We start from the raw sequence: 25,700 nt of genomic DNA, 5'->3' as shown, positions 1-25,700 counted from the left end.
TCGGGTGCATTTCGATTTTTCTTTGACCTTAAACATGTCACAAACTGTGAATTTGTCCAAAAGCGGGCAAAGAGGTATCACCTGTTCTGTGTCACTTTATTCATTAAAGTTTGACAAAGCCAGGGTTTTCCCTATTTTTTGTGCACCGCAATAGCGCAGTATTTGAACTCTGGAATTTTGCCGTCGGGGTCGAGCGCTGCGTGCGTCAGTTTGTTGATCGCGGCCTCGGCATAACAAAAAGGTACAAACACGTGTCCCACTGGTGTACCCGCATCGGCTCGCGCAAATAGTTGCACTTCACCGCGACGGGATTGGAGTCGAATGGTGCCGCCCGCCTCAATGTTCAAGGCCTTTAGATCGTTGGGGTGAAGCGATGCAGTGGGTTCAACTTCAATGGCATCCAGTACGCTGGCACGGCGCGTCATGCTGCCGGTGTGCCAATGTTCCAGCTGTCGCCCGGTGATCAATACGAATGGAAATTCGGTGTCGGGTGTTTCGGCGGCTTGGCGGAATTGCGCGGGCACCAGTCGGGCTTTGCCGCTGGGTGTCGGGAAGTGCTCGGTAAATACCACAGGCTGGCCAGGGTCCCCTTCATGGGCGCAGGGGTACACCACCGCATGTTCGCGTTCCAGGCGTTGCCAAGTGATGCCCTCAATGCTGTGCATGGCGTGGCGCATTTCATCAAACACTTCTTCTACACTGCGGTAGTGCCAGTCCAGCCCAAGTCCCTGTGCAATGCTTTGAATAATCCACAGGTCTTGACGTGCTTGCCCTGGCGGGTCAATGGCTTGTTGCCCAAGCTGCACCAGGCGATCGGTGTTGGTGAAGGTGCCGGTTTTTTCGGGAAAGGCGCTGGCGGGCAAAACAACATCGGCAAGGCTTGCTGTTTCTGTGAGGAAGATGTCTTGCACCACCAGAAAATCGAGCGCAGCCAAGGCTTTGCGGGCATGGTTTAAATCGGGGTCGGACATGGCGGGGTTTTCGCCCAGAATGTACATGCCTTTCACCGTGCCAGCGGTAATGGCTTGCATGGTTTCGACCACGGTCAGCCCGGGTGTGTTGGAAAGTGAGGAGTTCCAAAGGGATTCGAACCGTTGTTGCGCCTCGGGATTGCACACCTTTTGGTAGTCTGGAAACATCATCGGGATTAGCCCGGCGTCCGAGGCACCTTGCACATTGTTTTGACCGCGCAGGGGGTGCAAGCCCGTGCCAGGTCGACCAATTTGCCCGGTAATCAGCGCCAGTGAAATAAGGCAACGTGCATTGTCGGTGCCGTGGGTGTGCTGGGAAATACCCATACCCCACAAAATGATCGATGCGCTGGCGCCGGCATACAGGCGGGCCACTGCGCGCAATTCGGTGGGTGAAATGCCGCAGATAGGTGACATGGCTTCGGGCGTGTAGGCCGCTACATTCGCCTTCAGCTCGTCAAAGCCTTCTGTGCGTTGATCGATGAATTCCTGATTAATCAGGTTTTCTTTGATGATGACGTGCAGCAAGGCATTGAGCAGTGCCACGTCGCTGTCGGCTTTGAATTGCAGAAAATGGGTGGCATGCCGGGCCAGGTCTGAACGCCTGGGGTCAGCCACAATCAGTTTGGCGCCGTTTTTCACAGCATTTTTAATCCAGGTGGCGCCCACGGGGTGATTGACGGTGGGGTTGGCGCCAATTACGAAGATCACCTCGGCCTGCTGGACATCCATCACCGGATTGGACACTGCGCCGGACCCAATACCCTCCAGCAAGGCGGCCACCGACGAGGCATGGCAAAGGCGTGTGCAGTGATCGACATTGTTGGTACCGAAGCCTGTACGCACCAGCTTTTGAAACAGATAGGCTTCTTCATTGCTGCACTTGGCAGAACCAAAACCCGCCAGCGCGTTTGAACCGTGAGCATGTTTGATGTGGTTTAGTTTCTTCGCAACCAACGCCAAGGCCTCGTCCCACGTGGCGGTGCGAAACGCGTGGTTCACCTCTTCAGGATTCAGCAGATTGACTGGGTTCTTGGCAACACCGTCACGGCGAATCAGTGGTTGAGTCAAGCGTTGTTCATGGTGAACGTAGTCAAAGCCATAACGCCCTTTCACACACAGGCGCCCGTGGTTGGCTGGTCCTAGTCGACCTTCAACACGCAAAATGGTGTTGTCCTTCACGTGATAAGTGAGCTGACAGCCCACCCCACAATAAGGGCAAATGGAATCCACTGTTTTATCCGCGGGCTGGTGTGCCGCAGGTTTGGCCGGGCTCAACGCACCTGTGGGGCAGGCTTGCACGCATTCGCCACAGGCCACGCAGGTGGATTGGGCCAAAGCGTCACCTTGATCAAACACAATTGCAGCGTGTTCACCGCGAAAAGCCAGTCCAATGACATCGTTAACCTGCACCTCCCGACAGGCACGCACGCAGCGGGTGCACTGAATGCAATGGTCCATGTTCACCGCAATGGCTGGGTGGGACAGGTCAGCAGGCACGGCTGCCCGCGCTTCGAATCGGGTGCCTTCAATGCCCATTTGCTGACACCAACGGGTCAACTCGTTGTCGGTTTTTAAGGGCGTGGGGTTTGCGTGATCGGGCATGTCGGCCAGCAACAGTTCCAGCACCATTTTCTGCGCGGCGATGGCCTTGCCTGAATCGGTGTGGACCACCATGCCATGTGCGGCCTGCCTGCAACACGATGCAGCCAAAGTGCGTTCGCCCTCCACTTCGACCACACAGGCGCGGCAGTTGCCGGCGGGTTCAAGGCCGGTTTTGTTGCAAAGGTGGGGCACATCGATGTTTTCGCGCTGCGCCACTTGCAGCAGTGTTTCACCGGGCAACGCTTCAACGGTTTGGCCATTTAACTGAAGGCGGATCATTTGCGAGGCGTTCATGGTTGTTTGCCTTTTGGCCGGGATTCCAGTTCTTGCGGGAAATAGCGAATGACGCAGTCGATCGGGTTGGGGGCGGCCTGGCCCAAGCCACAAATGGAGGCATCGCGCATCACTGCGGACAGTTCTTGTAGCAGTGGCACATTCCATTGGGGCTGATTAATCAAGGCCAGGGCTTTGGCCGTGCCAGTGCGGCAGGGGGTGCATTGGCCGCAACTTTCATGTACGAAAAAACGCATCAGATTGCGGGCCATATTCACGGCGCTGTCGGCTTGTGAGAAGACCACAATGGCGGCAGAACCAATGAAGCAGCCGTGGGGCTGCAGCGTGTCGAAATCGAGTGGTACATCGGCCAGCACTGCGGGCAATATTCCGCCCGATGCACCGCCCGGCAAATAACCATAAAGCGTGTGGCCAGTCTGCATGCCGCCGCAGTACTCTGAAATCAGTTCATTCAGGGTAATGCCCGCAGGCGCCAGGTGAATACCGGGTTTGTTAACCCGGCCTGACACAGAAAAAGACCTGAATCCGCCACGCCCGTGTCGACCTTGCGAAGCGAACCACTGTGCGCCCTTTTCAAGAATGACTGGAACCCAGTACAGGGTTTCAAAGTTGTGAACCAGGGTGGGTTTGTTGAACAAACCCACTTGGGCCACATACGGTGGGCGCAGCCGGGGCAAACCCCGTTTGCCTTCAATCGATTCCAGCATGGCCGATTCTTCACCGCAAATGTAGGCCCCTGCACCACGACGAAGTTCGATCACGGGCATATTGGGCATTGGCGGTTTGGCTTTGAGCAGGGCCAGTTCGTTTTGCAGCATGGACCGGCAGGCGTGGTACTCGTCGCGCAGATAAATGTAGATTGCGCTGGCGTTTACGGCCCAAGCGGCAATCAGCATACCCTCCAAAAATTGATGTGGGTTGCGTTCAAGGTAGCTGCGGTCTTTGAAGGTGCCAGGTTCGCCTTCGTCGATGTTCACCGCCATTAAACGGGGCGCAGTTTGCTCGCGCACAATGGCCCACTTTTTCCCCGCCGGAAAACCTGCGCCACCCAAACCCCGGAGACCGGAACTGGACAGCGTGTCTATGACCGACTCAACTGTGCGTTGCCCCGATACACACGCTTGCAAAAGCTGATAACCCCCAGTGGCTTTGTATTGGGGTTCGCTGGCGCAGTGCGGTGGCAAGGCCTTGGTATGTTGCCCAAACGCCGCTTCCATGATTTGGTGGTGATTGGCCCAGCCCATTTCATGCTGACCCACAGCCACAGCCGGGGCTTGTTCGCAACGACCAATGCAGGGCACAGCTTGAACCCGCACGGTGCTGCCCAGGAGTGTTGGCAATTTTTCGATCAGTTCTTCCGCACCAGCCATGCAGCAAGAAGGGCCATTACAAACGCGCACGGTTAAAGTGTGGTTCACCGCGTTCTTTGACTCGACCACATCGAAGTGGTGATAAAAAGTGGCAACTTCGAATACTTCGGTTTGAGACAGTTTCAGGCACTCAGCGAGTGCGGACAGGTGGGTTTTGGGCAGACAGCCCAAGTGGTCTTGTAACTGATGGAGGTATTCAATGAGCAGGTCTCGGCGGTGTGCACCGGGGCCCAGAATGGCCAGCACTTCTGACATGTCGAGTGCAGCAGCTTGCCGACCTTTGGGTTTTCCGCGTTGTTGTTGCGCAAAGTCAACAGCAGTTGCAATCGGTATGATTGCCCGGTTCATCTTGTCTCCACCTTCTGTTGTTTGCCCTATTAGGCCGTTATTGAACTTACACGGCCCTTTCTAGGACCAGGGGGTTGCGGTGAAGTTCATCGTAAACCTGCGGGTCGATTCGCCGTTAGTGCATTCTGTCAACCCAAGTATGCTGCACTGCGGTAGCATCCTGTTCTTAATATGTTTTTGAAAAATGTGTATGAAAAACAAGCCTTTTGGCATTTTATTGGCGTCTATGTTGGCCTTGATGCTGTCAGCTTGTGCAACGGTTGCACCGCCCGTGGCGCCGTCGCCTGAACCAGTACCGGCCGCCCAGGCTCAAGACCCGGTTGCCCCGAAAACCCGCGAGCCAGTGATTGCCTTGGTATTGGGTGGTGGTGGCGTGAAAGGCTTTGCCCATGTGGGTGTGATCAAGGTGCTGGAAAACCATGGTATTAAGCCCAGCATTGTGGTGGGCACCAGTGCGGGCAGCTTTGTGGGCGCTTTGTATGCCAGCGGCATGAATGCCTACACATTGCAAAGCGTGGCTTTGGGCATGCAGGAGGCCGACATTCGCGACCTGACTTTGAGCAGCCAGGGTTTTTTGATTGGCGACAAACTGCAGCAGTATGTGAATACACAGGTGAAGAACAAAGCCATTCACCAGTTTCCAATACGTTTTGCAGCGGTGGCCACCGACCTTGAAAGTGGTGAGAAAGTGGCGTTCAACTATGGAAACGCGGGGCAGGCGGTGCGTGCCTCGTGCAGCATTCCGAATGTGTTTTTGCCCACTCGAATTGGAAAACGCCAGTTTGTGGATGGCGGTTTGGTAAGTCCGGTACCGGTTTTGACTGCCCGGGAAATGGGTGCCGATGTGGTGATTGCTGTGGATATTTCTGCCAAACCACGCACTGGAGCTGGTGCGATGGGATGGTGGGGGCTGCTGGATCAAAGTATTAATATTCTGAGCCAGCAAGCCATTCGTGCCGAGCTGGCCCGCGCCGATGTGGTGATACAACCCAGCGTTCAGCATGCCGACGCATTGAACCTCGACCAGCGACACGAGTTTTTGCTGGAGGGCGAAAAGGTGGCTCAGAAACTGGTGCCAAAAATTCAGGCCGCCATACAGGGAAGCCGTGAACGGCTGATGGCACAGGCAAACCCGCAGGCACGGCTCTAAATTTTCGCAGTACAATGCCCTGATGACAAAAGAAAAAACAGGGCATGCAGACATGGGTTCGCTGACGGACAAACCCACGATTTTGATCGCTGAAGATCACCCGATGATTTCCATTATGTTGGCTGACATGATTGACCAGCTGGTCAACCACAGCGAAATCATCGTGGTGGAAAGCATGGAAAAAGCCAGAGCGATTCAGGTTCAACCAGACCTGGTCATCGCCGATCTGGATCTTCCCGACTCCAAAGGTGTGAACACCATCAACACCTTCGCGGTGCTGTTTCCCCAATGCCCAAAATTGATTTGTTCGGGTGTGCTGGACAAAAACCTGGCGCGTGAGGCCGAGCGCGCGGGCTATTTTTATGTGAACAAAGCCAGTACTTACCCCGAACTGCTTCGTGCCCTTCAAAACCTGCTGATAGAGGCAGGTGTGCTGGACGAGGTGCCCAAAGGCGTGGAGAAGGCGGCCAATGAATACCATTCCAACATTTATGCCCCGGGATCGGACAAACCCTTGACCTGGAAGCAGGTGGAAATTATGCGCAAAACTGCTGAAGGCTTGTCGGCCAAGGAAGTGGCGCGTGAAATGGACATCAGTCCGGACACGGTGCGGGGGCACATCAAGGAAATATTCTTGCGGCTGGGCGCTAAAAACAAAGGTCAGGCAGTTGATATTTTTATTCGCGCCGAGCGTAAGGCACGTTTGCTCGATTCTTGAACACCCTTGGCTGGGAGGCCTAGATGATCCGTTCGATGCGTTCCATATTTGCTTTGTTTGTGACTTTGTTCCCCGTGGTTTTTACGGGTACGGTGGTGGCCGCAGATTTAAGCGGCATCACCAGCAAAGAGGCGGTAACGGCCTTGCGCACTACGCTTAGCAAGGGAGCTGATGCTGCGGTGGGCAGTTTGGGTAAGGCTGATGGTTTTCTGGGCAACCCCGCGGTGAGAATCAAGTTGCCGGAGTACCTGGAAAACAGCAAGGGGTTGCTGAAAATGGTGGGCATGGGTGACCAGCTCGACCAAATGGAAATCAGCATGAACCGCGCGGCGGAAGCAGCGGTACCGCAAGCCAAAGCCGTGTTGAAAAAAACAATCCAGAACATGACAGTTGAAGACGCCAAACAGGTGTTGAGTGGCGGTGACACGGCAGTAACCGACTTTTTCAGAAGCAAATCCCAGGCTGATTTGTACGCCCAGCTTTTGCCGATTGTGAAGGGCAAAACCGCGCAGGTGGGCTTGGCTCAACAATACAATGCATTGGCCGAGAAGGGCAGTCGCTTTGGCTTGGTGAAGGCGGAAGACGCCAATTTGGAAGGTTATGTCACCAACAAAGCGCTTGATGCGTTGTTTTTGATGGTGGCCGAGGAAGAGAAAGCGATTCGGGCCAATCCGGTTGCGGCAGGTAGCGCCGTGCTTAAAAAAGTGTTTGGGAGTTTGAAGTGAAGAAAATGATTCAACTGGCGGCCTTGTCTGCCGCAGTGGCTTTGGCAGCCTGTTCTGAACATCATGACCATGGTGCAGAGTCGGGCCACTCTCACGATGCGCCTGTTGCGGTGGAGCAAGCCTCAACTCCCGCACAGGTTCAGAACGGTATTTCGGTTCAGAACGCCTGGGTGCGCCCCACCGTGGGTGAACAAGATGCCACCGGTGCCTACTTGACCATTACCAGCGAGGAGCCCTTGGCTTTGGTGGGCGTGGCCACGCCTGCGGCTGAAATTGCTGAAGTGCATGAAATGAAAATGGATGGCGACATCATGCGCATGCGCATGGCCGAGCGCATTGAAATGAAGGCAGGTGAACCGTTGGAATTAAAGCCGGGTGGCTACCATGTGATGTTGATGGCCTTGACTGCACCGGTAGAGGCAGGTCAGGAAATTGAATTGAGCCTGCAATTTGAAAAAGCCGATGGCAGCAAAATTGAAATGCCGGTGAAGGCGGTGGCAGGCCAGAATGCCGCAGGTGACCACCACAGCCATGGCGGTGGTGATCACAAACATTGAATAATTAAACTCGCTTTAGAAAGCCAGTTTCACACCCACCAGCGCGGAACGCCCACCCAGTGGCGTGTAACCGCGCACGGTGTTCAGCGTGGTGGCTGAAAATGCCAACTCATCCGTCAGGTTTTGCAGGTTGGCGAATACTTCGCCACCAGTATTGCCCCAAGTGAATGCCTTGCCGATGCGCAAGTTCACCAGCTCATAACCCTCTACTTCAATATCGCCCGCACCGGCCTTGCTGTCACTGACCCAAATCAGCTCTGGTGTAACAGTCCAGCCACTTTGTGTGTATGCCGCGCTGGCCACCACACGTTGCGGGCTGATGCGAGGCAGGTTGCCGCCGCCATCGGTGCGTTTGCCGCGAACAAGGTCGTATTGAATGCTGGGTTGCAATTGGCCTGCACCCATGGCGTAGGCGGTTTGATAGCCCAGCTCGATGCCCTGAAATTCCGCGGGCACAGCGGTGAAGTCGAACACTTGAATGGGTGGCTCGCCCGGCGCTTCGATAAATTCGGCATCGGCCCCTGTGCGGCCAATCAAGGCGATGTAATTGCTGTACCGGCTTGCAAACGCAGTGGCATTGAATTTGGATTCTCCTTGCGCCCAAGTGCTGGTCACTTCAACGTGGCGGCCACGTTCTTCCTGCAAATTCGGATTGCCTTTTTCATAGGCATCGGTGGCCACGTGCACGCCGTCGGCGTACAACTCGAAGCTGGAGGGTGCGCGCTCAACGCGAGACAACGAACCACCCAGTGACCAGCCATTGCCGATGGGTGCGGTGTAGCCCAGCGACACTGAACTGGGTGTGAAAGAACGGTTGATGGCGGGGCCAGCGTCGACACCGGCACCTGCGACAGGGCCGTTCAAGGCCGACAAACCACTGGTGGCGGCATTCACGTCGACCTGGTCACCACGCAAGCCAAACTCGAACACGCCACTGTTTTCTTGTCCGCGGCTGGCGCGGAAAATTGTGAATACGCCGGTTTGATCGGTGCTGGTGCTGGGCACAAAGGCTTCATCGCCGATCGCCGAGAAGTCGGTTCGCTCAAACTGCAGGCCGGTGCTGGTATTGATGTTCATGCCGGCCATTGAAAATGGCTGCAAAGCAACTTCCACGCGGCCGTCGACACCATCATTTACAAACAGTGTAGCCGGTGCGCCGTCTTCAAATTCCTGGTGTTGGTAATCGGTTTTGGCCAAGCGGTATTTCACTTGCTTGAACGCTGCACCGTTGAAATTTTGTTCGCCTTCCAGTGCGTAGCGTTCACTTTCCATGCCAATGCGTACATCCAGCGATTTCGGCACACCGTATTCGTTGTTGTAACGTTCTGCGGACACGCCAATGTAACCATTGCCGGTTTGAAACGACGCGCCGATTGAAGCGCCATCGGATTTTGAGGACGAGTTTTGTACCCGGCTTCCGGTGACGCCTTCAGGGTCGGTGAAGGTGGGGGTTTCAAGGTCGCGCGTGGTCCGTTTGAAGCCATCGAGGTGAATGCTGACGCCCTGCCCCAAGCCGGCATCGAGTTTGAAGCCGCCTGCTGTTTGGTCGGCTGCGCCTCCACCCAGCAAATTGACTTCGCCCTGAAGGCCTTGCACAGGTTTGCGCGCAATTCGCTGGTCGATCAGGTTGACGACACCGCCTACCGCATTGCCACCGTAAGCCAGCGCCGCGGGACCCCGAAGAATTTCAACCTGGTGCAATGCAAAAGGATCGACTGGCAAGGCGTGGTCGAAGCTCAGTGCAGATACATCCACCGTGGCGGCTGAATTTCGCAGAATCTTGATCCGATCCGCGTCTTGGCCGCGCACAATCGGGCGGCTTGAGTTGGGACCAAAACCAGTGGCCGACACACCGGGTTGATAGCGCAGTGCCTCGCCCACAGTGCTGGCACCATTGGCATTCAGCTCATCGGCTGTGATGATTGAAAAGGGTTTGGTGATGGACTCGGGCTGCTCGGCCGTGCCTGTGACCACCACGGACTCGAGCAGGGCTTCCTGGGCCATGGCGTGGGTTTGGGCAATAAAAAGCAAGCTGGCCAGTGCAACTGCACGGCGCTGAAATTGAGATTGGTTCATGTTCATTTCCTGAAGTACAGCACGCCGCTGCCCTGCCTTGTGTTGAATACACAAGGACAGGCGCTGCGACACAAAAATTAAATGGGGTTGTTTGCTTCAGGAAAAATGGGGTGGGTCGCGCACTCGAACGCGTTGCGCGAACAGGGTATTTCTGGGCGCTGCGACCGCATTGCTTTGAATGCCCAGTTGGGCCAGCAGGGGCAATGCACAGCCGGTGGGTGGATTGGAAACCGCAGCCTGTGCGGTGGCAAGCCCATCGAACAGCAGGCAGGAATGCAGTAAATCGCTGGCGGCAGCGTGTTTGCTGTTGTGACTGTGTGCGTGGCCGTGCGATTCGGCTTGCAGCGTGTCCCGGTGCTCAATGCTGTGGGCAAGACCTGCCCATTGCGTGGCCAAAACGGCCAGCGCGATCAGCATGTGTTGGAACCAGCGGGTGGGCATTGGGGAAATCACTTCGAGTAACTGCGATTTGTGTAGTTTAGCAAACCTGTCAAGCGGGGCTGGTGTGGTTCACGGTGATGGGTGCCCGGCTTTGCGCCGCATTTCCGCCAGGCGTTTGTCTTTCAGGGTCCAAATGTCACCAATCCAGGTCTTGAATTGATTTTTGAATTCAAGGTCGTTGCGGAAGTCGCCCGCAATCATGTCGGCAGGAATGGGCAAAATTTCAATGTGCACCTGCATATTGGGTTGCTTGCCACACAGCCAACTCCAGGTGATGTTGCCTTGGCTTGGTCCATATGCAATGGTGACATTGACCATGCCTTCAAATTGTTCGCCCATGGCGTTGAGCGAAGCAGACAGGCCGCCGTACTTCGGGCCCAGCAGGTTGGTGTAGGGTGATTTGGTTTTGGCCTTTTTGGCGGACGTAAAGCGGGTACCTTCCAGAAAGTTGATCACGGTGACCGGGCTTTCCTTGTACACTTCGCAGGCTTTGCGGGTGGTTTCCAGGTCCTGGCTGGCCAGCACCGGGTTGCGCGCAATGGCGGCGCGACTGTGGCGTTTCATGAAGGGAAAGTCCATGGCCCAACACACCACGCCCACAATGGGAACCCAAATCAGTTCTTTTTTCAGGAAAAACCGGCCAAAAGGTGCGTGGCCGTGAAGCACATCGAACAACACCACAATGTCGGCCCAAGCCGTGTGGTTGCTGACAACCAAATAACTGCTGTGCGGTTTGAACTTGCCATGAATTTCAACCTGCCCCTGCTGGCCATGCAGCAGTTTGTACAGTTGCTTGTCCGAGCCCACCCACCAAGTGGCAATTTGCACGCAGCAATTGGATGCCACGCGTTGCACACGGTACACCGGCACAAGGCGCAGCATGATGAAGGGAAACATCACGATGAACCAGAAGGTGATGCACAGGCTCATCAAGGTGACGGTGAGTACACCGATGATGGGAGCGGGAAGAATTTTGGACAATGGCACTTTGGGGATCCGGGGCGTTGTAGCTTTGGGGGCTGTTCAATCAAACAGCCCGGATCTTACCCCAGAAACCCTTAAACACCCAACAGGCCGGTGACCACGTCCACGGGGTAAATTCCTTGTGGGGTGATTCGGTTGGCACCATCGGCCACCTCAAAAGCGGCGGACAAAGTTTCGGAGCCGCCGCGCTCAAGAATGGTGCTGACTGCCCAGTATTCACAAGTGGTTTTGTCCTCGGCTACACGCAGTACGCTGTAACCGCGTTCCGTCACGTTCACGTGCTTGATGTGCGGGCTGGTCAGGCGAATGGCCTGAATGATCTGGTTGGGCAGATCCAGGCCGGGTGAGGTCACCGAAGTCACCACAAACTCGGTGGCCACGCTGCCTTGCCCGGTGATTGGGTTGTAGCCGCCCACCACATCGACAGGCTGGTTGGGGTTGTCGGTGATGTCAGCTACCCAGCTGGTGTGCACGTCGCCGGTCAGAATCACCACGTTGTTGATGGCTTCGCCACCATCGTCACCCCGCAGGGCATTGATGATGCGCTGGCGCTCGGCGCTGTAGCCGTCCCAAGCGTCGCCATTCAGACCCGATGGCGCAAGCAGCTCGCCCAATTGCGCCGGTGCGGGATTATTCAAACCGGGCTTGATGATCCACTGGTGAAACACCACCTGGTTGCCAATCAGCTTCCACTGGGCTTGCGATGCACGCATGCCGTTAATCAAAAAGTTGTACTGCTCTTCACCAATCATGGTGCGGTCGGGTTGGCTGGCCACGCCGTCGGTGGGGTTTACGGGTGTTGCAGCCTCAATGTCGCGGTCAAACAGGCGGGTGTCGAGCAAGAACAGGTTCACCATGTCGCCAAACTGCACGCGGCGGAAAATTTTCGCGCGGTTGCCGGGCTCCGGCAGGCGAATCGGCATCCACTCGTCGTAGGCGCGCTGGGCAAATCCCTTGCGTTCTTCCCACACACCTTCCGCACCCTCGGTGTGATTTTCTGCACCGTCGCGGTAAGAGTTGTTGGTGGATTCATGGTCGTCCCAAATTGTGATGAACGGGAAGCGCTGGTGCAGCTTCTGCAGGTCTTCGTCGCGCTTGTATTGCGCGTGGCGGGTGCGGTAGTCGGACAGCGAGATTATTTCTGTCGCCGGTTCGTACTCGCGCACGTTGCCGTACTGGCCTGTGCCGTATTCGTAAATATAGTCGCCCAGGTGAATGATGGCGTCGATGTCGTCGCGCTCGGCCAGTTTGGCATAGGCATTGAAAAAGCCATGCGCCAGGCTGGAGCAACTAACCACACCAAAATTCAAGGGTCGTTTGTTGCCTGCTGCGGGCGTGGTGCGGGTGCGGCCAACCGGGCTGGTTTTGCCGTTGCTGCGGAATTGGTAGAAATACACCGTGTCCTGTTCAAGACCGTCGCAAATCAGTTTCACGGTGAAGTCTTGTGCCGAGGAGGTTTGAAAGTCCATGGACTTCACAAACATGGTCAATGCTTCGTCTTTGAACACATCCACGCGGCCAGCAATGGTGCGGTTTGTATTTTCAGGCGTAATGCGAGTCCACAGCACCACGCTGTCGAATGCAGGGTCGCCACTGGCCACACTGTGCAAGAACTGCACATTCTGCGTGGAGGTTTCTTCATTCGGTGTGGTGCGGCCATCGGTCAGGCCGTTGTTGTTGTCACTGCCACAACCTTGCAGCAGGCTTAGCCCACCCACTCCGGCTGTGCCCAGTCCCAAACCTTTCAAAAAGAAGCGGCGTGTAATGCCAGGGCGTTTTTGAATTCGACTGCGTTTGCGGCGTGGACCTGACATGGCGGTATTCCTGAAAGTGTTTTGAGTGTGTTTGTTATGCGTTGGGCAGGGTGTCGGGAATCATCAGTTCGTAGAGCATGCCCAAACCAAGGCCATAACCGCCTTGCAGGTTGGGGCCTCCCCGGTCGCTGGTGAAGTACATGCGCTTGCCATCAGGGCTGAAGGCAATGCCTGCGATTTCGGATTGGTCTTGCCCCACAATTTGCAACAGGGGTACCAGCACGCCGTCGGGGTACACCACAACTACTTGCATGTCACCGCCGTCTTCGGCCACCAGTACTTCGCCAAATGGCGTCATGGTGATATTGTCCACGCCGGACAAAATATTGTTGGGGGCTGTGGCGGTGGCCATGTCGTAGACCACTTCGATGGTTTGGGCAGTGGTATTCAACATCCAAAGCCGATCATCGCCTTTCGTGGCGAAAAATACGCGGTCGTTTTGGTACCAAACACCTTCACCACCGTCAAACGCAGCAGTTTCAGGCAATCGGTTGTCCATTTGGGGTGCGTTGGGGTTGGCTGCATTCACCCAGCTGTAGCGCACGGGGCCGTTCAACGCGTCGGCTACATCCCCTTCCACTTTTAACACCTGTAGCAAACCCTGATTCATGTTGGCGCGTTCCGCACCCGCTGGCCAATCACCTGCGGTAGGTACCCAGCGGTAGAACCGGCCATCGGGCATGTCTTCGGTCATGTAAAACACGCGGCGTTCGCTGTCGATGGCCACGGCTTCATGGCTGAACATGCCCAATGCTGGGAGTGGGCGCGCAGCTTGGATACCGAATGGATCGCATTCCCACACCAGGCCCGTCGGAATTTCCTCACAGCTGAGCCAGGTTTTCCAGGGTGTTATTACGCCTGCGCAGTTAAATGTAGTGTTGCGTAATATGCGGTAGCTGTCTTCAATCGTACCGTCCGGGCCAAACACCAACGCGCTTGCACCACCCAGGCCGGGCACCAGTGCCTCTAGCGGATTGGTGAGGGGAGCCAATTGAGGAACCTGAAAACCAAGGGTGCCAACGCCGGGTACTTCACTGTTGGAGCAGTAAATCCAGCCGCCATCTTCGCGCGGCACCACGCCGCCGCCATCATTGAAGATATGCCAGGGGGTCGCGCCCGGTGCGGGCGGCAGACTATTGATGGCGACTACGCGAGTTGAAAAGCCAGCCGCGGTGCGCACGCCGTTGGCATCGGGTTCGCCCAGTGGGCCGATATTACGGAAGCGAAACTGGTTGTTGCTCAGTGCCGTTCCACCAAACCTGTTTGTTTCAGAGGCGCCCACGCGCCCCCCGGTTGAGCCCAAAGGGTTGTCTGAACTGCCGCAGCCCGCCATCCACGGCAGCGCGCTGGCACTGGCACCGTAAAGGAATGTTTTAAGCAGATTGCGTCGGCGAACGCTGGGGAGCAAAGCGGGTGAAAACGACATGGCGGGCATCCAGATTGAACAACATCAACCTGTAATACCCGCCAAACTGAATTTTGGTTTCCGAAGCGGTCTTCAGTGTGACGATTCACCAAGTTGTCACACTGAGGTGCAGCACTTCAGGTTTTGAAGTAAGACACCGCCCGCTGCAGGTCCTCTGACATGCTTTCCACCTGACGGGACTGGCCCTCAAGCTGCATGCTCGCCATTTTCAATTGTTCGGACAAGGCAGAAATATCGCTGACCCGCTCGGAAATGTCCATGCTTGCAGCTTCCTGTTCCTTGGTCGAGTTGGCCACAGCCAGCGCATATTCAACGGACTGCTCGAAGTGTTGAACAATTTCCTGTAGACCACCCATGAGCTTGTCGGCATATTGCATGTTCTCGCTCATGTGCTCGCCCACCTGCTCCACCGATTTATTGGAGCGCTCGGAGTAGGTGCAAATTTCACCGATCAAGGTGCGAATTTCATCCGTGGCAGTAGCAGTATTTTGCGCAAGGGTGCGCACTTCATCGGCCACCACTGCAAAGCCACGGCCTTGCTCACCAGCGCGGGCCGCTTCGATTGCGGCATTCAAGGCGAGAAGGTTGGTCTGCTGGGCAATGCCCTGAATGACGGACACAATGCCGTTGATTCGGTCAGAACGTTCCACAAGCCCCGCAATTTCCTGGGTGGTGGTTTGCATTTGACCCGCCATATCGTTCATTTTGCCTTGCAGGGTTTGCATCAAGGCCATGCCACTTTTCGCCGTATCGGCCGATAACTTGGCCTGCACTTCGGTTTTGTGCGCGTAGTCCGAAATGGACTTGGCGCTGGCGCTCATCTGCTCTACGCTGACCGCTGTGGCATTGGAGCTGTCGGCCTGTTTTTCTGCAGAACCCGACAAACCCGATGCCACATTCACCAATTCACTGGAGGCGGTTTTAAAAGTACCGCAGGCTTGTGATACTTGGTTGATGATTTCCCGCAAACGCACCTGCAGTTGCTGCATGCCGTCCATCAGCGAGCCGCTTTCGCATTTCGGAACGGATTGAGTCAAATTGCCTTGCGCCATGGTCACCACCACATTCAGCGCCTTGGCGGGTTCACCACCAATTTGCTTGCGCAGCGAGGCCGCCACCATACCCACTGTAATGCCGCACAACAGCACAATGGCCACACACACAATGCCAATGGTCACCAGCGCGTTCTGGAACACAGAATCGCCTTGGGCTACCGCGGCTTCCATGGTGCTTTTCACACTCGAGTTCAACGCATTCATGGCGTTGTCAATTTGCTGCTCCAGCGGATCGCCTTCGCCCAGTAAGACCAGGGTTGCTGCCTGTACTTCGCCTAACTCGGATTGTTCTATGACCTTCTGGTATACCTTGTGCAAAGCTGAGTTGTCGGTGTTGATGGTTTCGATCAGCCCACGTGTTTCGCCCGCGGGCGCGCTGGCCAGCATGCTTTGGCCCAGCAAATCGATTTCAGCATCCAGCGCCAACATGCGTGATTTGGCCAAATCAAACCGCTCTTGCTCATCGGCAAGAATCACGTTGCGGGCTTCGCGCGCCAGCAGCGCGGATTTACTGCCCAGGTTAGACACCTGGGTCAACAGAGAAACCTGCTTTTCCGTGTTTTCCTGATTGAACTGGTTCAATGCATGAATTTGATAAACAGCAAACACACTCAATGCGAGCAAGGCCGCTATGGGTATGCCCATGACAATACCCAGCCGAACATTCAGGCTGGTATTGATGATTTTGTTCATAAAGGTGGAAGACATAGTTACTTGCTCATGGAAGGGCTTGAACATTCACGCCGATAGTTAACGTACCAATCGCTTTGCCGCCATCCATTACAGGTACGGACACTTGCGAAACCACTGCGCCAGAGCTTTCATCCTTCTTTGCACGGGCAATGTAGTCATCGCCTTTGCCGTCGGCCCACGCCTTCACGAACTTGGGCTCATCGCCTTGCCAGTAGTCTGAAGTCATGGCGCTGATGGCCACGTTGGCACCCTGGTTGTCGGTCAAAATGGTCTCAGTGAAATAGGGCTTGGCTTTTTCAGCCGCCAGCAGCACTTTTGATACCGGGCTTTCCATCATGGCTTTGCCCTCTGGCAAACCGCCCGATGCGGCAATCCATTTGCCGTCCATTGTCTTGATGGCGTCCAGCGTCAGCCCTTTTCCGTTTTGGGCCTTCACAGCGGCAATCACCTCAGGTTTGGCGGCAATCGCTTTGATTTCAGGCAATACATCATTGGCGGTGCCTGCAAACACGGCGCTGCCTGTGGTCAGAATGAAAGTGGCCAAGCTGGCCTTTGCGAAAGACTGGAATCGGTTCATGTGCTGTGCTCCATTGGATTGAGCATGGGTCTCAATCGGTTGATTGTTAAATTTTTTCCACCACAAGGGGGATGTATCTAGGTTAAGGATTTGATTCTCAATGCAATTTGTTAATAAGCAGTGGGAATAGGCCTTACTAAAATTCGTTGGTCAAAATGGAGGGGGGTAATAAGGGTAAACCCTTGCATCTATTCATGGCTAGACACAACAGTTGCGTAGAACAAGGGTTGGCGCTATGTTTAGACTGGTAACGACTGTTGCGCAAATAAAAAAGGGGAAAAAATGAAGAAATTGATGCTTGCTGCTTCCGCAGCTGTTGTATTGGCAGGTTGTGCTGCTGGTGGTATGTTTGGCCCGGCCCCGAAAGACGGTGAACTGGCCCAGCCCACCGATTACAAATCATGGCCTGTATTCCTGGCCGGAATCGAAAAGCCCACCGGTCACATTCGTGACATTTACATCAACCCCACCGGTGCCGCAGCCAAGAAAGGCGAAGCCTTTGCCAATGGCACTGTTAGCGTGATGGAAATTTACAAAGCCAGCAAAACCGGCGACAAAATGACCAAGACTGGTCTGGAAAAAGTGTTCGTCATGTACAAGGGTAACAACTGGGGCAGTACTGCACCAGAGGGCATGAAGACTGGCGATTGGGTGTATGCCGCGTTTGAGGCAAATGGCCAACCAGCCAAAGTGGATTACGCCACCTGCCGTGGTTGCCACCTGCCATTGGCCGACAAAGACTACATTTTCCATTACGACAAGTACTTTGACACGCGCAAGAGCGCCCAGATTCTGGACGGTCATGCAGGCAAAGTAGCAATGTCTGTTGAAGAAGCCCACTTGGCCGCCTTGGTAAGCAAGTAAACCTCTGGGTTTTTCAATACAATAAAAAGCCACCCAAGGCCGGGTGGCTTTTTTGTTGGGGTATGCCATGCGCATTGTGCGTTTCACTTTGTTTGCCTTGTTCGCATTTGTCCTGTTGGGGCTTGGTGCACTGGTTTTCTTGGTGAACTCATACCCCGCGGTTCAATTTCCAGACCCATTGAAACAAAACCCTGCCACCGGTGTTCGAACCCTGTTTTTGGGAACATCGTCCATGGCATGGACCGATGGACAAAGCACCTGGCTGGTGGACGGGTTTTTCTCGCGTCAACCTTTGTCCGAGGTTGCTTTCACCCGTTTGAAAGTGAATGAAACTCAGGTGGGTGCGGTGGCCACGGAAATGTTCAAGCGCCTGAACATGCCCAGTGTGCTGAGTGGCATCCTGGTGGCGCATTCGCATTACGACCATTCCATGGATGCACCGTTTCTGGCCAAACAATACGGCGCGCGGGTGGTGGGTTCAGAATCGACCCTGCAAATTGCCAAAGGGCAAGACTTGCCCAACACGCAAATGGAAGTGGTGCCGGGTGGCGGCCGCGTGAAACTGGGCGAGTTCGACATTCAGTTAATTCAGTCTGCCCATGCGCCTACAGGTTTCACGGGTGGGTTCAACAGCAAACCCGTTTATCTTCCTGCCCATGCCTTGCAGTTTAAGGAAGGAATCAGCTATTCCTTTGTGGTGTCCCATCCCAGCTTGGGGTCTGGGCCATTCGCCCTGATTCAGCCCAGTGCCGGTTATGTCGAAGGTCAAAACAAAGGTGTTTCTGTGAAGCATGTGTTTTTGGGCATGGGTGGTTTGGGTAAGTTAAGCGACGCCTACATTGAGAACTACTGGCAGGAAATGGTCGTGCGTACACAAGCAAAGCATGTGTACCTGATTCACTGGGATGACTTCACACAGCCCCTCATTAAAGAGGGTGACCCGGTTGCCTTAAAACCCATGCCCAAGTTGCTGGATGACCTTCCAAGGTCCCTTGAATTGTTAAACATGTTTTCAGAACGCGATCGGGTAACCCTTCATGTGTTGGATGCGTGGCAAATGGTCAATTTTTGATCACAGTTTTGGGCGTTTACGTGCATACTAAAACCGCATGCAGCGTGGCATGTATTTCCAGCGCCATTCGCTGAACTGTAAGCAATTTATGCCAAACCCCAGTAGTCTGCACACGGAAGTCAACAAGAAAAACTTTGCGGATCTGTTTCACAACGAGGTCACAGCATGGTTGGTGTTGGTGCTTTCTATCGTCATCACCGCCCTTGGTTGGGTATTGTCCAGCCAGGCCATTGAAAAACGGGCCAACGACAGATTTTCATTTGAGGTTCGCGACGCCCAAGAGCGCATTCAGAGCCGGATACACCAATACGAACAAATGTTGCGCGGCGGCGTGGCTTTTTTTGACGCTCACACTACTGTGAATCGGGAACATTGGCGCGTTTACGTCGCCTCGCTTGACCTGCAGCGCGAGTTGCCCGGGGTGCAGGGTTTTGCTTTCGCAGAACGTGTAGAGCCAGAAGCGTTACAGCACTATGAAAACCGTGTTCGCGCTGAGGGATTCCCCGACTACTCGGTGACGCCCGCTGGTGAGCGCGAGGTGTATTTCCCGATCACCTTGATAGAACCTTTTGACGAACGTAACCAGCGTGCGTTTGGGTATGACATGTTTTCCGAGCCCACGCGGCGCGAAGCGATGCGCCGTGCCATGGACACCGGACAGCCCACTGTATCGGGTTTGGTGCAGCTAAAGCAGGGAGACGAAAGCCACCCGGCGCAAGGCTTTCTGATTTATTTGCCTGTGTACACCAAAGGTGTGGATCTAAGTTCCGTTAATTCACGCCGGCAGGCCATTCGAGGCTTTGTGTACAGCCCCTTCATTGCTTCTGATTTAATGCGGAACGTGTTGGGCAATGAAAAGATACCCTTGAACTTTCAGTTATATGACACTGAAAACCAGGTGCCGGAATCTTTGATTTATGACTCTGGCTTGAGTGTTGAAAATACGCCGCCGCAAGCTCAACCATTTGATCACACCCATGCTGTGATCGTCCCCATCGAGTTGTCGGGACGAACCTGGACCGCCCGGTTTGAAAGTACCCCGGACTTTGACCAGAATGTTCACAATGCCTTGCCCAATCTGATTTTGTTGGCTGGTGGCGTGATCAACGTACTGCTCTTTCTGACAATTTACGCGTTTGTACAACAGCGAAAACGTGAGAGTGCCAGCAAGGAAAAAAGCCAGTTTCTGGCCAATATGAGCCATGAAATTCGAACGCCGCTGAATGCGATTCTGGGTTTCAACTCGCTACTGGGCGATCAGGTTAGAGACCCTCAGTCCAAAGAATATGTGAAACAGGTCAGAGAGGCTTCGGAACAACTGCTCGGTATGGTTGAAGACGTGCTGAGCTTCTCGCAGATTGAGGCAGGCTCAATCAAGATCGAGAGCGTTGAATTTGATTTGCATGAACGAGTGCGCAGAACCTTACGCCTGTTTACTGCAAAGGCGCAGCACAAAGGCTTGGATCTTGAACTTGAAATTGATGCCATGACCCCCCTGCTGGTCAATGGCGACCCGGCGCGTTATGGCCAAGTGTTGTCGAATTTATTGAACAATGCGATCAAGTTTTCGGACAGCGGCGTGGTGCGCGTGAAAGTACAGGCAGATCGGCTGGACACTCAGGGCGCTGTGATTCGAACCGAGGTGCACGACCAGGGCATCGGCTTCGATGTCAGTGAGTTTGAACGTTTAACCCGTCCCTTTGAGCAGGCCGACAACACGGCGACCCGTCGCTTTGGTGGAAGTGGCTTGGGTTTGGCGATTTGCAAGCGATTGACCGAGTTAATGGGCGGCGAACTGTTTGTGGCCTCTGTGCCGCAGGCCGGCAGCGTGTTTGGCTTCACTTTGCAGGTTAAAACCGTATTTGCCCAAGTTGACTCGACTGCGGCTGTTTTACCCCCAGGGACCTTGTCGCTTCTGGGCAAGAAGATACTGGTGGTTGAAGACAACAAGTTGAATCAACACGTGATCAAGGCTTTGCTCTCAAAAATGCAAGCAGATGTGTTGTTGGTCGACAACGGCCAAATGGCCGTTGAGGCGGTGCGTGCAGATTCATCGATTGACCTGGTGTTGATGGATATTCACATGCCTGTGATGAACGGTATTGATGCCGCCATTGCTATTCGCCAACTGCCTGGTCCTGTCAGTCGTTTGCCCATTGTGGCTTTGACTGCAGGTGCGCTTCAGGAAGATGAAAAGGCCTGCATGGATGCAGGTATGAACGAGTTTTTAAGCAAACCTGTGGATGTGCCAAAGCTGCGGCAAGTACTGGCTCGGCAGTTATTGGGTGCGCACTGAAAACGCAAACATGCCCACCAGCATTGCAGCAATAAAAATAAGTCCATCGGTGGCCAGGCTTGCTGCGGCCACTACTGCCGGGCCAGGGCAAAAACCGCCAATACCCCAACCTGCACCAAACAGCACCGCGCCCAAGAGTAGTTTTTTGTCGATTTGGGTGTGGGTGGGCAAATTCATGGGCATGCCCATCAGGCTGTTCTTCAGCCGCTTGGCCAATAAAAATCCTGGCAAGCCCAAGGCAATTGCGCCGCCCATCACAAACATGAGTGAGGGGTCCCAGGGCATGGAAAGGTCCAGAAAACCGATCACCTTGGCTGGATTGGCCATGCCCGAGATGATCAAGCCCCAGCCAAAAACCAGGCCTGCAATACCGCTGACCACGGCAAAACCCGTGTTGCTGTTTTTCACGATGTGCGCCCCTTAAATTGCATGCATAAGCAGAGAGGCCACCACGAAACCGGTGACCATGAAAACGCCAGTTGCTACCAGCGAGCGCAGTGACAGCCGTGAAAGCCCGCATACGCCGTGTCCGCTGGTACAGCCCGATCCAAGCCGTGTGCCATACCCCACCAACAACCCTGCAACAATCAGGGCGACAGTGCCACGCGGGCTTTCAAATTCAAAACTTCCCACCATGGCCTGGTACAGCCAGGGTGCTGCGGCCATGCCCAGCACAAAAGTCAGTCGCCACAATGTTTCACCATGCTGTGGTTTTAACAACCCCCCCACGATGCCGCTGATACCTGCCACACGGCCAGTCAACAGAATCAGCATGACCGCAGACAGACCAATCAACAGCCCGCCGAACAAAGCCGGGTAGGGCGTAAAAGCTTCCCAATTGACAGTGAACATGGTGCATCCAATTGAATATGATTACTCGCTCATATTAGCATGCGCAAAAAATAATCACCAGACCGGGTGTGAGTTACAATGCGGCGTCTGTCTTGTTGCCCACACAACCCATGTCTTCTTCGGATAAAGCGTCCCAGGCCGCACCCATCCAAACTTCACTCTCACCTACAGTTGCAGTGATCGGTGCGGGTATTGCGGGCAGCAGCGTGGCACTGGCGCTTTGTAAGCTGGGTGTGCCGGTGCACCTCTATGATTCAGCCAGCGGCCCCGCGGCGGGTGCTTCCGGTAACTGGGTGGGCGCGTTTCACCCCCACATTACCCGTGGCGATTCGCCTTTGTCGCAATTGACACGTTTGGGTTTTGAGCACACCTTGCGGGCGCTCGCGGATTTGACTGCGCAGGGTTTGCTTGAAAAAGGTGTGGATTGGGACACCCCTGGCCATTTGCAAACTGTGCCGCCTGAAGAGGCAGACCGCGCGCGCGAGACACTGGCGTTATTGAATTTTCCGCAAACACTGGTGCGTTGGGCGCAGCCCAATGCGTTCTTGCCCACTCCCTTGAGCGGTCTGTTTTTCCCGCAAGGTGGCTGGGTGAAACCCGCCCGTTGGGTACAGGCCAATTTGCAGGCCTGTGGAGAGTTGCTTCACCCCCATTACAACTGCGCCATTGCCGATATAAACCCCTTGCGGCAACAACATTCGGCAGTGGTGGTGTGCGCGGCTGAACATGCACTTGAATTGGCACCGATCCATGGGGCCCGCGCAAACACCGTCAAAGGGCAAATCAGCAAACTGAGGTGCACAGTGAAACCCGGTGTGGTGTTGTCGGGTGAAAGTTACGCCATTGCCCCTGCGGCCGAAGACTGGTTGGTGCTGGGGGCAACTTACGAGCGGCCAGTGTTGCACTTGAACCCCACCGCCGAGGCCGATGAGTTGAATATCGCCCGGTTCAAGGCGGCATTTCCTGAGTTACCACTTGGAGATTTGCTTGATCACCGCTGCGCAGTGCGATCGGTGTGGCACGATCGCCTGCCTGCCATTGGGCCCGTACCGCACATGCCGGGCGTGTTCATGAGCACAGGCTTTGGGTCTCGTGGTTTGTTGTGGGCTGCTTTGGGTGGGGCAATTGTGGCTGGTCACTGCATGGGCAGGCCAATCGAATCGAAACTGTTGGGAAAAATTACGCCCCGCGCTGCGAAGGCGTAATTCCATAGCGGCTCAAGATGCTTCTTTGGTGGCCTTGGCTTTGGCTTTTGCTGCTGGCTTGGCAGCAGTTTTGCCTTTGCTTGCACCAGGCTTTTTCTCGGCTTTCGCTTCGAATTCAAAGCCGATTGCACCATCGGGTTTCTTGACCAAAAACGCCTTGAATGCACGGCGGGTTTTCGAGGACACAAAGCGAGTCAGCAAATCGGTTTTACCGTCGAGCAACAGCTTTTCCATTTGTTCGCGGTCAATCGGTTGCTGCAAAATCACTTTGCCTGAACGGAAGTCACAGCTTTTGCTCGGCCCCACCGATTTTTCGCACACATAGCTGGTGGCCTGCTCATACACATTGGATGCGCACTTGGGGCAAGGACCCAAGCGGGTTTCACCCGAGAAGTCGACTGGCTCGCCGTTGTCATCGTCTTTGGCTTGACCAAAGTCAAACTCCAGCTTGTGTTCGTCATTCAACTTCAATACAGCGGCAAATGGACGCCCCATTTTGCTGCGGAAACCATCGAGCATCGGCAATTCTCGGTCTTGCAACAGCTTTTCCACCTCGGCCACTTCGAACTGGCGGCCGCCCGGTACTTTCGAAATCGAGAACTCGCACTTCGTGCAGGCAAAGCGGCGGTAATTTTCTTTCACCACGCTGCCACAGTTCGGGCAAGGCGTAATCAAGGTGGCGTAGTCGCCGGGAATGGTTTCTTCCGTGTAGTTTTTCGCGCGATCAACAATGTTTTGCGTAATCTTGGCGATTTCCTGCATGAACTGTTCGCGAGAGAGTTCGCCCTTCTCCATCAGGGAAAGTTTGTACTCCCACTCGCCAGTCAACTCAGGCATGGTCAATTCTTCAACGTCCAGGCCTCGCAGCAGGGTCAGCAGCTGGAATGCCTTGGCGGTTGGCACCAAAGCGCGTTCTTCACGCACCAGATACTTTTCATTGATCAAACCTTCAATGGTTGCCGCGCGTGTGGCTGGCGTGCCCAAGCCCTTTGTGCCCATGGCATCGCGCAGTTCTTCTTCTTCCACCAGCTTGCCTGCGCCTTCCATGGCGGAGAGCAACGTGGCTTCACTGTAGCGTGCAGGTGGTTTGGTACTCAGCGTGTGTACATCGATTTCGTCGGTGCTGACCTTTTCTCCTGCGTCAACTGCCACCAGGCTGTCATCGCCAGCGGCAGCTGCAGCACGGCCGTAAATGGCCAGCCAGCCCGGCTTCACCAGCACCTTGCCCTCGGTTTTAAATGGATGACCCTCGACGGTGGTAATGCGCGTGGTGACATTGAATTCCGCAGGCGGGAAAAACACGGCCAGGAAACGCTTGACTACCAGGTCATACAACTTGGCCTCGGGTTCGCTCAAGTTTTTGGGCACTTGCAGGGTTGGAATAATCGCAAAGTGATCCGAAATCTTGCTGTTGTCGAACACCCGTTTGTTGGGTTTAACCCAGTTGTTTTTCAGAATCTGTTCACAAAACTGGCCGTAAGCGCCAGCAATGTGGCCGTGATCCAAACCCACAAAGCTTTTCAGGGTTTGATTGACGGTGCCCATGTAATCTTCGGGCAATGCTTTTGAATCAGTACGTGGGTAAGTCAGCACCTTGTGTTTTTCATACAGCGCCTGGGCCAGGCCCAAGGTGTTTTTGGCTGAAAAACCGAAACGGCTGTTGGCCTCGCGTTGCAGGCTGGTCAAGTCGAACAACTGGGGTGCAATTTGGGTGGTGGGTTTGCTTTCTTCTTCCACCGTGCCGGGCTTGCCATCACAGGCAGCCACAATGGCTTTGGCTTTGGCTTCGTCCCACAGGCGGTCTGCGCGCTGCTCAGGGTCTTCTGCTTTTTTAAAGTCGCGGTCAAACCACTTGCCTTCGTAAGCACCGGCCTGTGCGCCAAAACTGGCGCGAATCTCGAAGTAAGTGCGTGGCACAAACTTGCGGATTTTTTCTTCACGCTCTACAACAATGGCCAGGGTGGGGGTTTGAACCCGACCCACCGTGGTCAGGTAAAAGCCGCCTTCCTTGCTATTAAAAGCAGTCATGGCGCGTGTGCCGTTGATACCCACCAGCCAGTCAGCTTCCGAGCGGCAGCGGGCAGCATCGGCCAGTGGCATCATGTCGGCGTCGCTGCGCAGGTTTTCAAAGGCCTGGCGGATGGCTGCGGGTGTCATTGATTGAAGCCAAAGGCGTTCAACCGGTTTGCTGCTTTTTGCGTATTGCGCAATCAGGCGGAAAATCAGTTCACCCTCGCGGCCCGCATCACAAGCGTTGATCAGGCCAACCACATCTTTGCGCTTGATCAGTTTGTTCAGCACCTTCAGGCGCGACTCGGTTTTCGCAATCGGGTTCAGGTCAAAGTGGGTTGGCAGCACGGGCAGGTTGGCAAAACTCCATTTGCCGCGCTTCACTTCAAACTCGTCGGGCGCCTTGATTTCCACCAAATGGCCAACGGCCGACGACAGCACGTACTCGTCGCTTTCAAAGTAATCGTCGTGTTTGGTGAAACCACCGATGGAGCGCGCAATGTCGGCGGCCACGGAGGGTTTTTCCGCGATGATCAGTTTTTTGGGGTTTTCGCTACTCAATTAGTCCAACTCGTCGGTGTATGTAATTTCAAGGCC

General features: G+C 54.8%; 20 protein-coding genes. 8 read left to right on the top strand and 12 right to left on the bottom strand.

What is annotated here, in order from left to right; genetic code table 11:
* Nucleotides 1-131: 131 nt before the first annotated feature.
* Nucleotides 132-2,870, bottom strand: coding sequence for a formate dehydrogenase subunit alpha (fdhF, locus tag LMED105_RS00350; RefSeq protein WP_008247004.1), 2,739 nt, complete (start codon nucleotides 2,868-2,870; stop codon nucleotides 132-134).
* Nucleotides 2,867-4,588, bottom strand: a complete 1,722-nt coding sequence (locus tag LMED105_RS00345) for an NAD(P)H-dependent oxidoreductase subunit E (RefSeq protein WP_008247003.1) — start codon at nucleotides 4,586-4,588, stop codon at nucleotides 2,867-2,869. Before LMED105_RS00345 ends, fdhF begins: the two co-directional genes overlap by 4 nt.
* Nucleotides 4,589-4,778: 190 nt before the next feature.
* Here LMED105_RS00345 and LMED105_RS00340 point away from each other — a divergent pair, with 190 nt between their 5' ends.
* From LMED105_RS00340 to LMED105_RS00325, 4 genes are read left to right on the top strand one after another with little or no spacing between them, the layout of a single operon-like run.
* On the top strand, nucleotides 4,779-5,738 hold the full coding sequence (locus LMED105_RS00340; RefSeq protein ID WP_008247001.1) for a patatin-like phospholipase family protein: 960 nt from the start codon (nucleotides 4,779-4,781) through the stop codon (nucleotides 5,736-5,738).
* A 22-nt stretch (nucleotides 5,739-5,760) separates the two neighbouring features.
* Complete coding sequence (locus LMED105_RS00335) at nucleotides 5,761-6,456, top strand: response regulator transcription factor (RefSeq protein ID WP_008246993.1); 696 nt, start codon at nucleotides 5,761-5,763, stop codon at nucleotides 6,454-6,456.
* 23 nt (nucleotides 6,457-6,479) lie between these two features.
* On the top strand, nucleotides 6,480-7,181 hold the full coding sequence (locus LMED105_RS00330; protein WP_198006760.1) for a DUF4197 domain-containing protein: 702 nt from the start codon (nucleotides 6,480-6,482) through the stop codon (nucleotides 7,179-7,181).
* 5 nt (nucleotides 7,182-7,186) lie between these two features.
* Complete coding sequence (locus tag LMED105_RS00325) at nucleotides 7,187-7,738, top strand: copper chaperone PCu(A)C (protein ID WP_008246989.1); 552 nt, start codon at nucleotides 7,187-7,189, stop codon at nucleotides 7,736-7,738.
* 15 nt (nucleotides 7,739-7,753) lie between these two features.
* Here the strand turns inward: LMED105_RS00325 and LMED105_RS00320 are convergent, their stop codons facing one another.
* The 7 genes from LMED105_RS00320 to LMED105_RS00290 form a co-directional block, all read right to left on the bottom strand.
* Complete coding sequence (locus LMED105_RS00320; RefSeq protein ID WP_198006758.1) at nucleotides 7,754-9,814, bottom strand: TonB-dependent receptor; 2,061 nt, start codon at nucleotides 9,812-9,814, stop codon at nucleotides 7,754-7,756.
* A gap of 96 nt (nucleotides 9,815-9,910) precedes the next feature.
* A complete protein-coding gene (locus LMED105_RS15945; RefSeq protein ID WP_008246984.1) occupies nucleotides 9,911-10,255 on the bottom strand; it encodes a hypothetical protein in 345 nt (114 codons plus the stop codon).
* 69 nt (nucleotides 10,256-10,324) lie between these two features.
* Nucleotides 10,325-11,242: an acetyltransferase gene (locus LMED105_RS00310; protein ID WP_008246982.1), complete on the bottom strand. Its 918-nt coding sequence runs from the start codon at nucleotides 11,240-11,242 to the stop codon at nucleotides 10,325-10,327.
* 71 nt (nucleotides 11,243-11,313) lie between these two features.
* Entirely contained in the window at nucleotides 11,314-13,053 is a 1,740-nt protein-coding gene (locus LMED105_RS00305) for an alkaline phosphatase (protein ID WP_008246980.1), read from the bottom strand.
* A gap of 34 nt (nucleotides 13,054-13,087) precedes the next feature.
* Nucleotides 13,088-14,479 carry an alkaline phosphatase PhoX gene (locus LMED105_RS00300; RefSeq protein WP_198006756.1) on the bottom strand — a complete coding sequence of 464 codons (1,392 nt, stop codon included), beginning with the start codon at nucleotides 14,477-14,479 and terminating at the stop codon, nucleotides 13,088-13,090.
* Between the two features lie 116 nt (nucleotides 14,480-14,595).
* Nucleotides 14,596-16,242 carry a methyl-accepting chemotaxis protein gene (locus LMED105_RS00295; protein ID WP_040511994.1) on the bottom strand — a complete coding sequence of 549 codons (1,647 nt, stop codon included), beginning with the start codon at nucleotides 16,240-16,242 and terminating at the stop codon, nucleotides 14,596-14,598.
* 10 nt (nucleotides 16,243-16,252) lie between these two features.
* A complete protein-coding gene (locus LMED105_RS00290; RefSeq protein ID WP_040511992.1) occupies nucleotides 16,253-16,804 on the bottom strand; it encodes a hypothetical protein in 552 nt (183 codons plus the stop codon).
* Between the two features lie 282 nt (nucleotides 16,805-17,086).
* On the opposite strand from LMED105_RS00290, the gene LMED105_RS00285 reads away from it, so the two are divergent.
* The 3 genes from LMED105_RS00285 to LMED105_RS15940 all read left to right on the top strand — a co-directional run bounded on the left by LMED105_RS00285 (nucleotide 17,087) and on the right by LMED105_RS15940 (nucleotide 21,036).
* Entirely contained in the window at nucleotides 17,087-17,668 is a 582-nt protein-coding gene (locus LMED105_RS00285; RefSeq protein WP_008246976.1) for a cytochrome P460 family protein, read from the top strand.
* A 67-nt stretch (nucleotides 17,669-17,735) separates the two neighbouring features.
* Nucleotides 17,736-18,740 carry an MBL fold metallo-hydrolase gene (locus tag LMED105_RS00280; RefSeq protein WP_156799461.1) on the top strand — a complete coding sequence of 335 codons (1,005 nt, stop codon included), beginning with the start codon at nucleotides 17,736-17,738 and terminating at the stop codon, nucleotides 18,738-18,740.
* An 88-nt stretch (nucleotides 18,741-18,828) separates the two neighbouring features.
* Nucleotides 18,829-21,036, top strand: a complete 2,208-nt coding sequence (locus tag LMED105_RS15940; protein WP_198006755.1) for a CHASE domain-containing protein — start codon at nucleotides 18,829-18,831, stop codon at nucleotides 21,034-21,036.
* Here the strand turns inward: LMED105_RS15940 and LMED105_RS00270 are convergent.
* Together LMED105_RS00270 and LMED105_RS00265 are read right to left on the bottom strand one after the other, a co-directional pair.
* On the bottom strand, nucleotides 21,019-21,444 hold the full coding sequence (locus LMED105_RS00270) for a DUF6691 family protein (protein ID WP_008246972.1): 426 nt from the start codon (nucleotides 21,442-21,444) through the stop codon (nucleotides 21,019-21,021). The two genes, LMED105_RS15940 and LMED105_RS00270, sit on opposite strands and share 18 nt — an antisense overlap.
* Nucleotides 21,445-21,456: 12 nt before the next feature.
* Nucleotides 21,457-21,888 (bottom strand): YeeE/YedE family protein, encoded by a 432-nt coding sequence (locus LMED105_RS00265; protein WP_008246969.1) that lies wholly within the window; start codon nucleotides 21,886-21,888, stop codon nucleotides 21,457-21,459.
* A 110-nt stretch (nucleotides 21,889-21,998) separates the two neighbouring features.
* Between LMED105_RS00265 and mnmC the strand changes: the two genes are divergently transcribed.
* Nucleotides 21,999-23,093, top strand: coding sequence for an FAD-dependent 5-carboxymethylaminomethyl-2-thiouridine(34) oxidoreductase MnmC (gene mnmC / locus LMED105_RS00260; protein WP_008246965.1), 1,095 nt, complete (start codon nucleotides 21,999-22,001; stop codon nucleotides 23,091-23,093).
* A gap of 12 nt (nucleotides 23,094-23,105) precedes the next feature.
* On the opposite strand, the gene LMED105_RS00255 is transcribed toward mnmC, so the two are convergent.
* Nucleotides 23,106-25,664 carry a DNA topoisomerase III gene (locus LMED105_RS00255; protein WP_008246963.1) on the bottom strand — a complete coding sequence of 853 codons (2,559 nt, stop codon included), beginning with the start codon at nucleotides 25,662-25,664 and terminating at the stop codon, nucleotides 23,106-23,108.
* Nucleotides 25,665-25,700 lie beyond the last annotated feature (36 nt).

Origin of the sequence: Limnobacter sp. MED105, assembly GCF_000170915.1 — a bacterium.
GTDB lineage: Bacteria > Pseudomonadota > Gammaproteobacteria > Burkholderiales > Burkholderiaceae_B > Limnobacter.
Note: the sequence above shows the minus strand (reverse complement) of the source record. Positions and strands in the feature narration are given on the sequence as shown.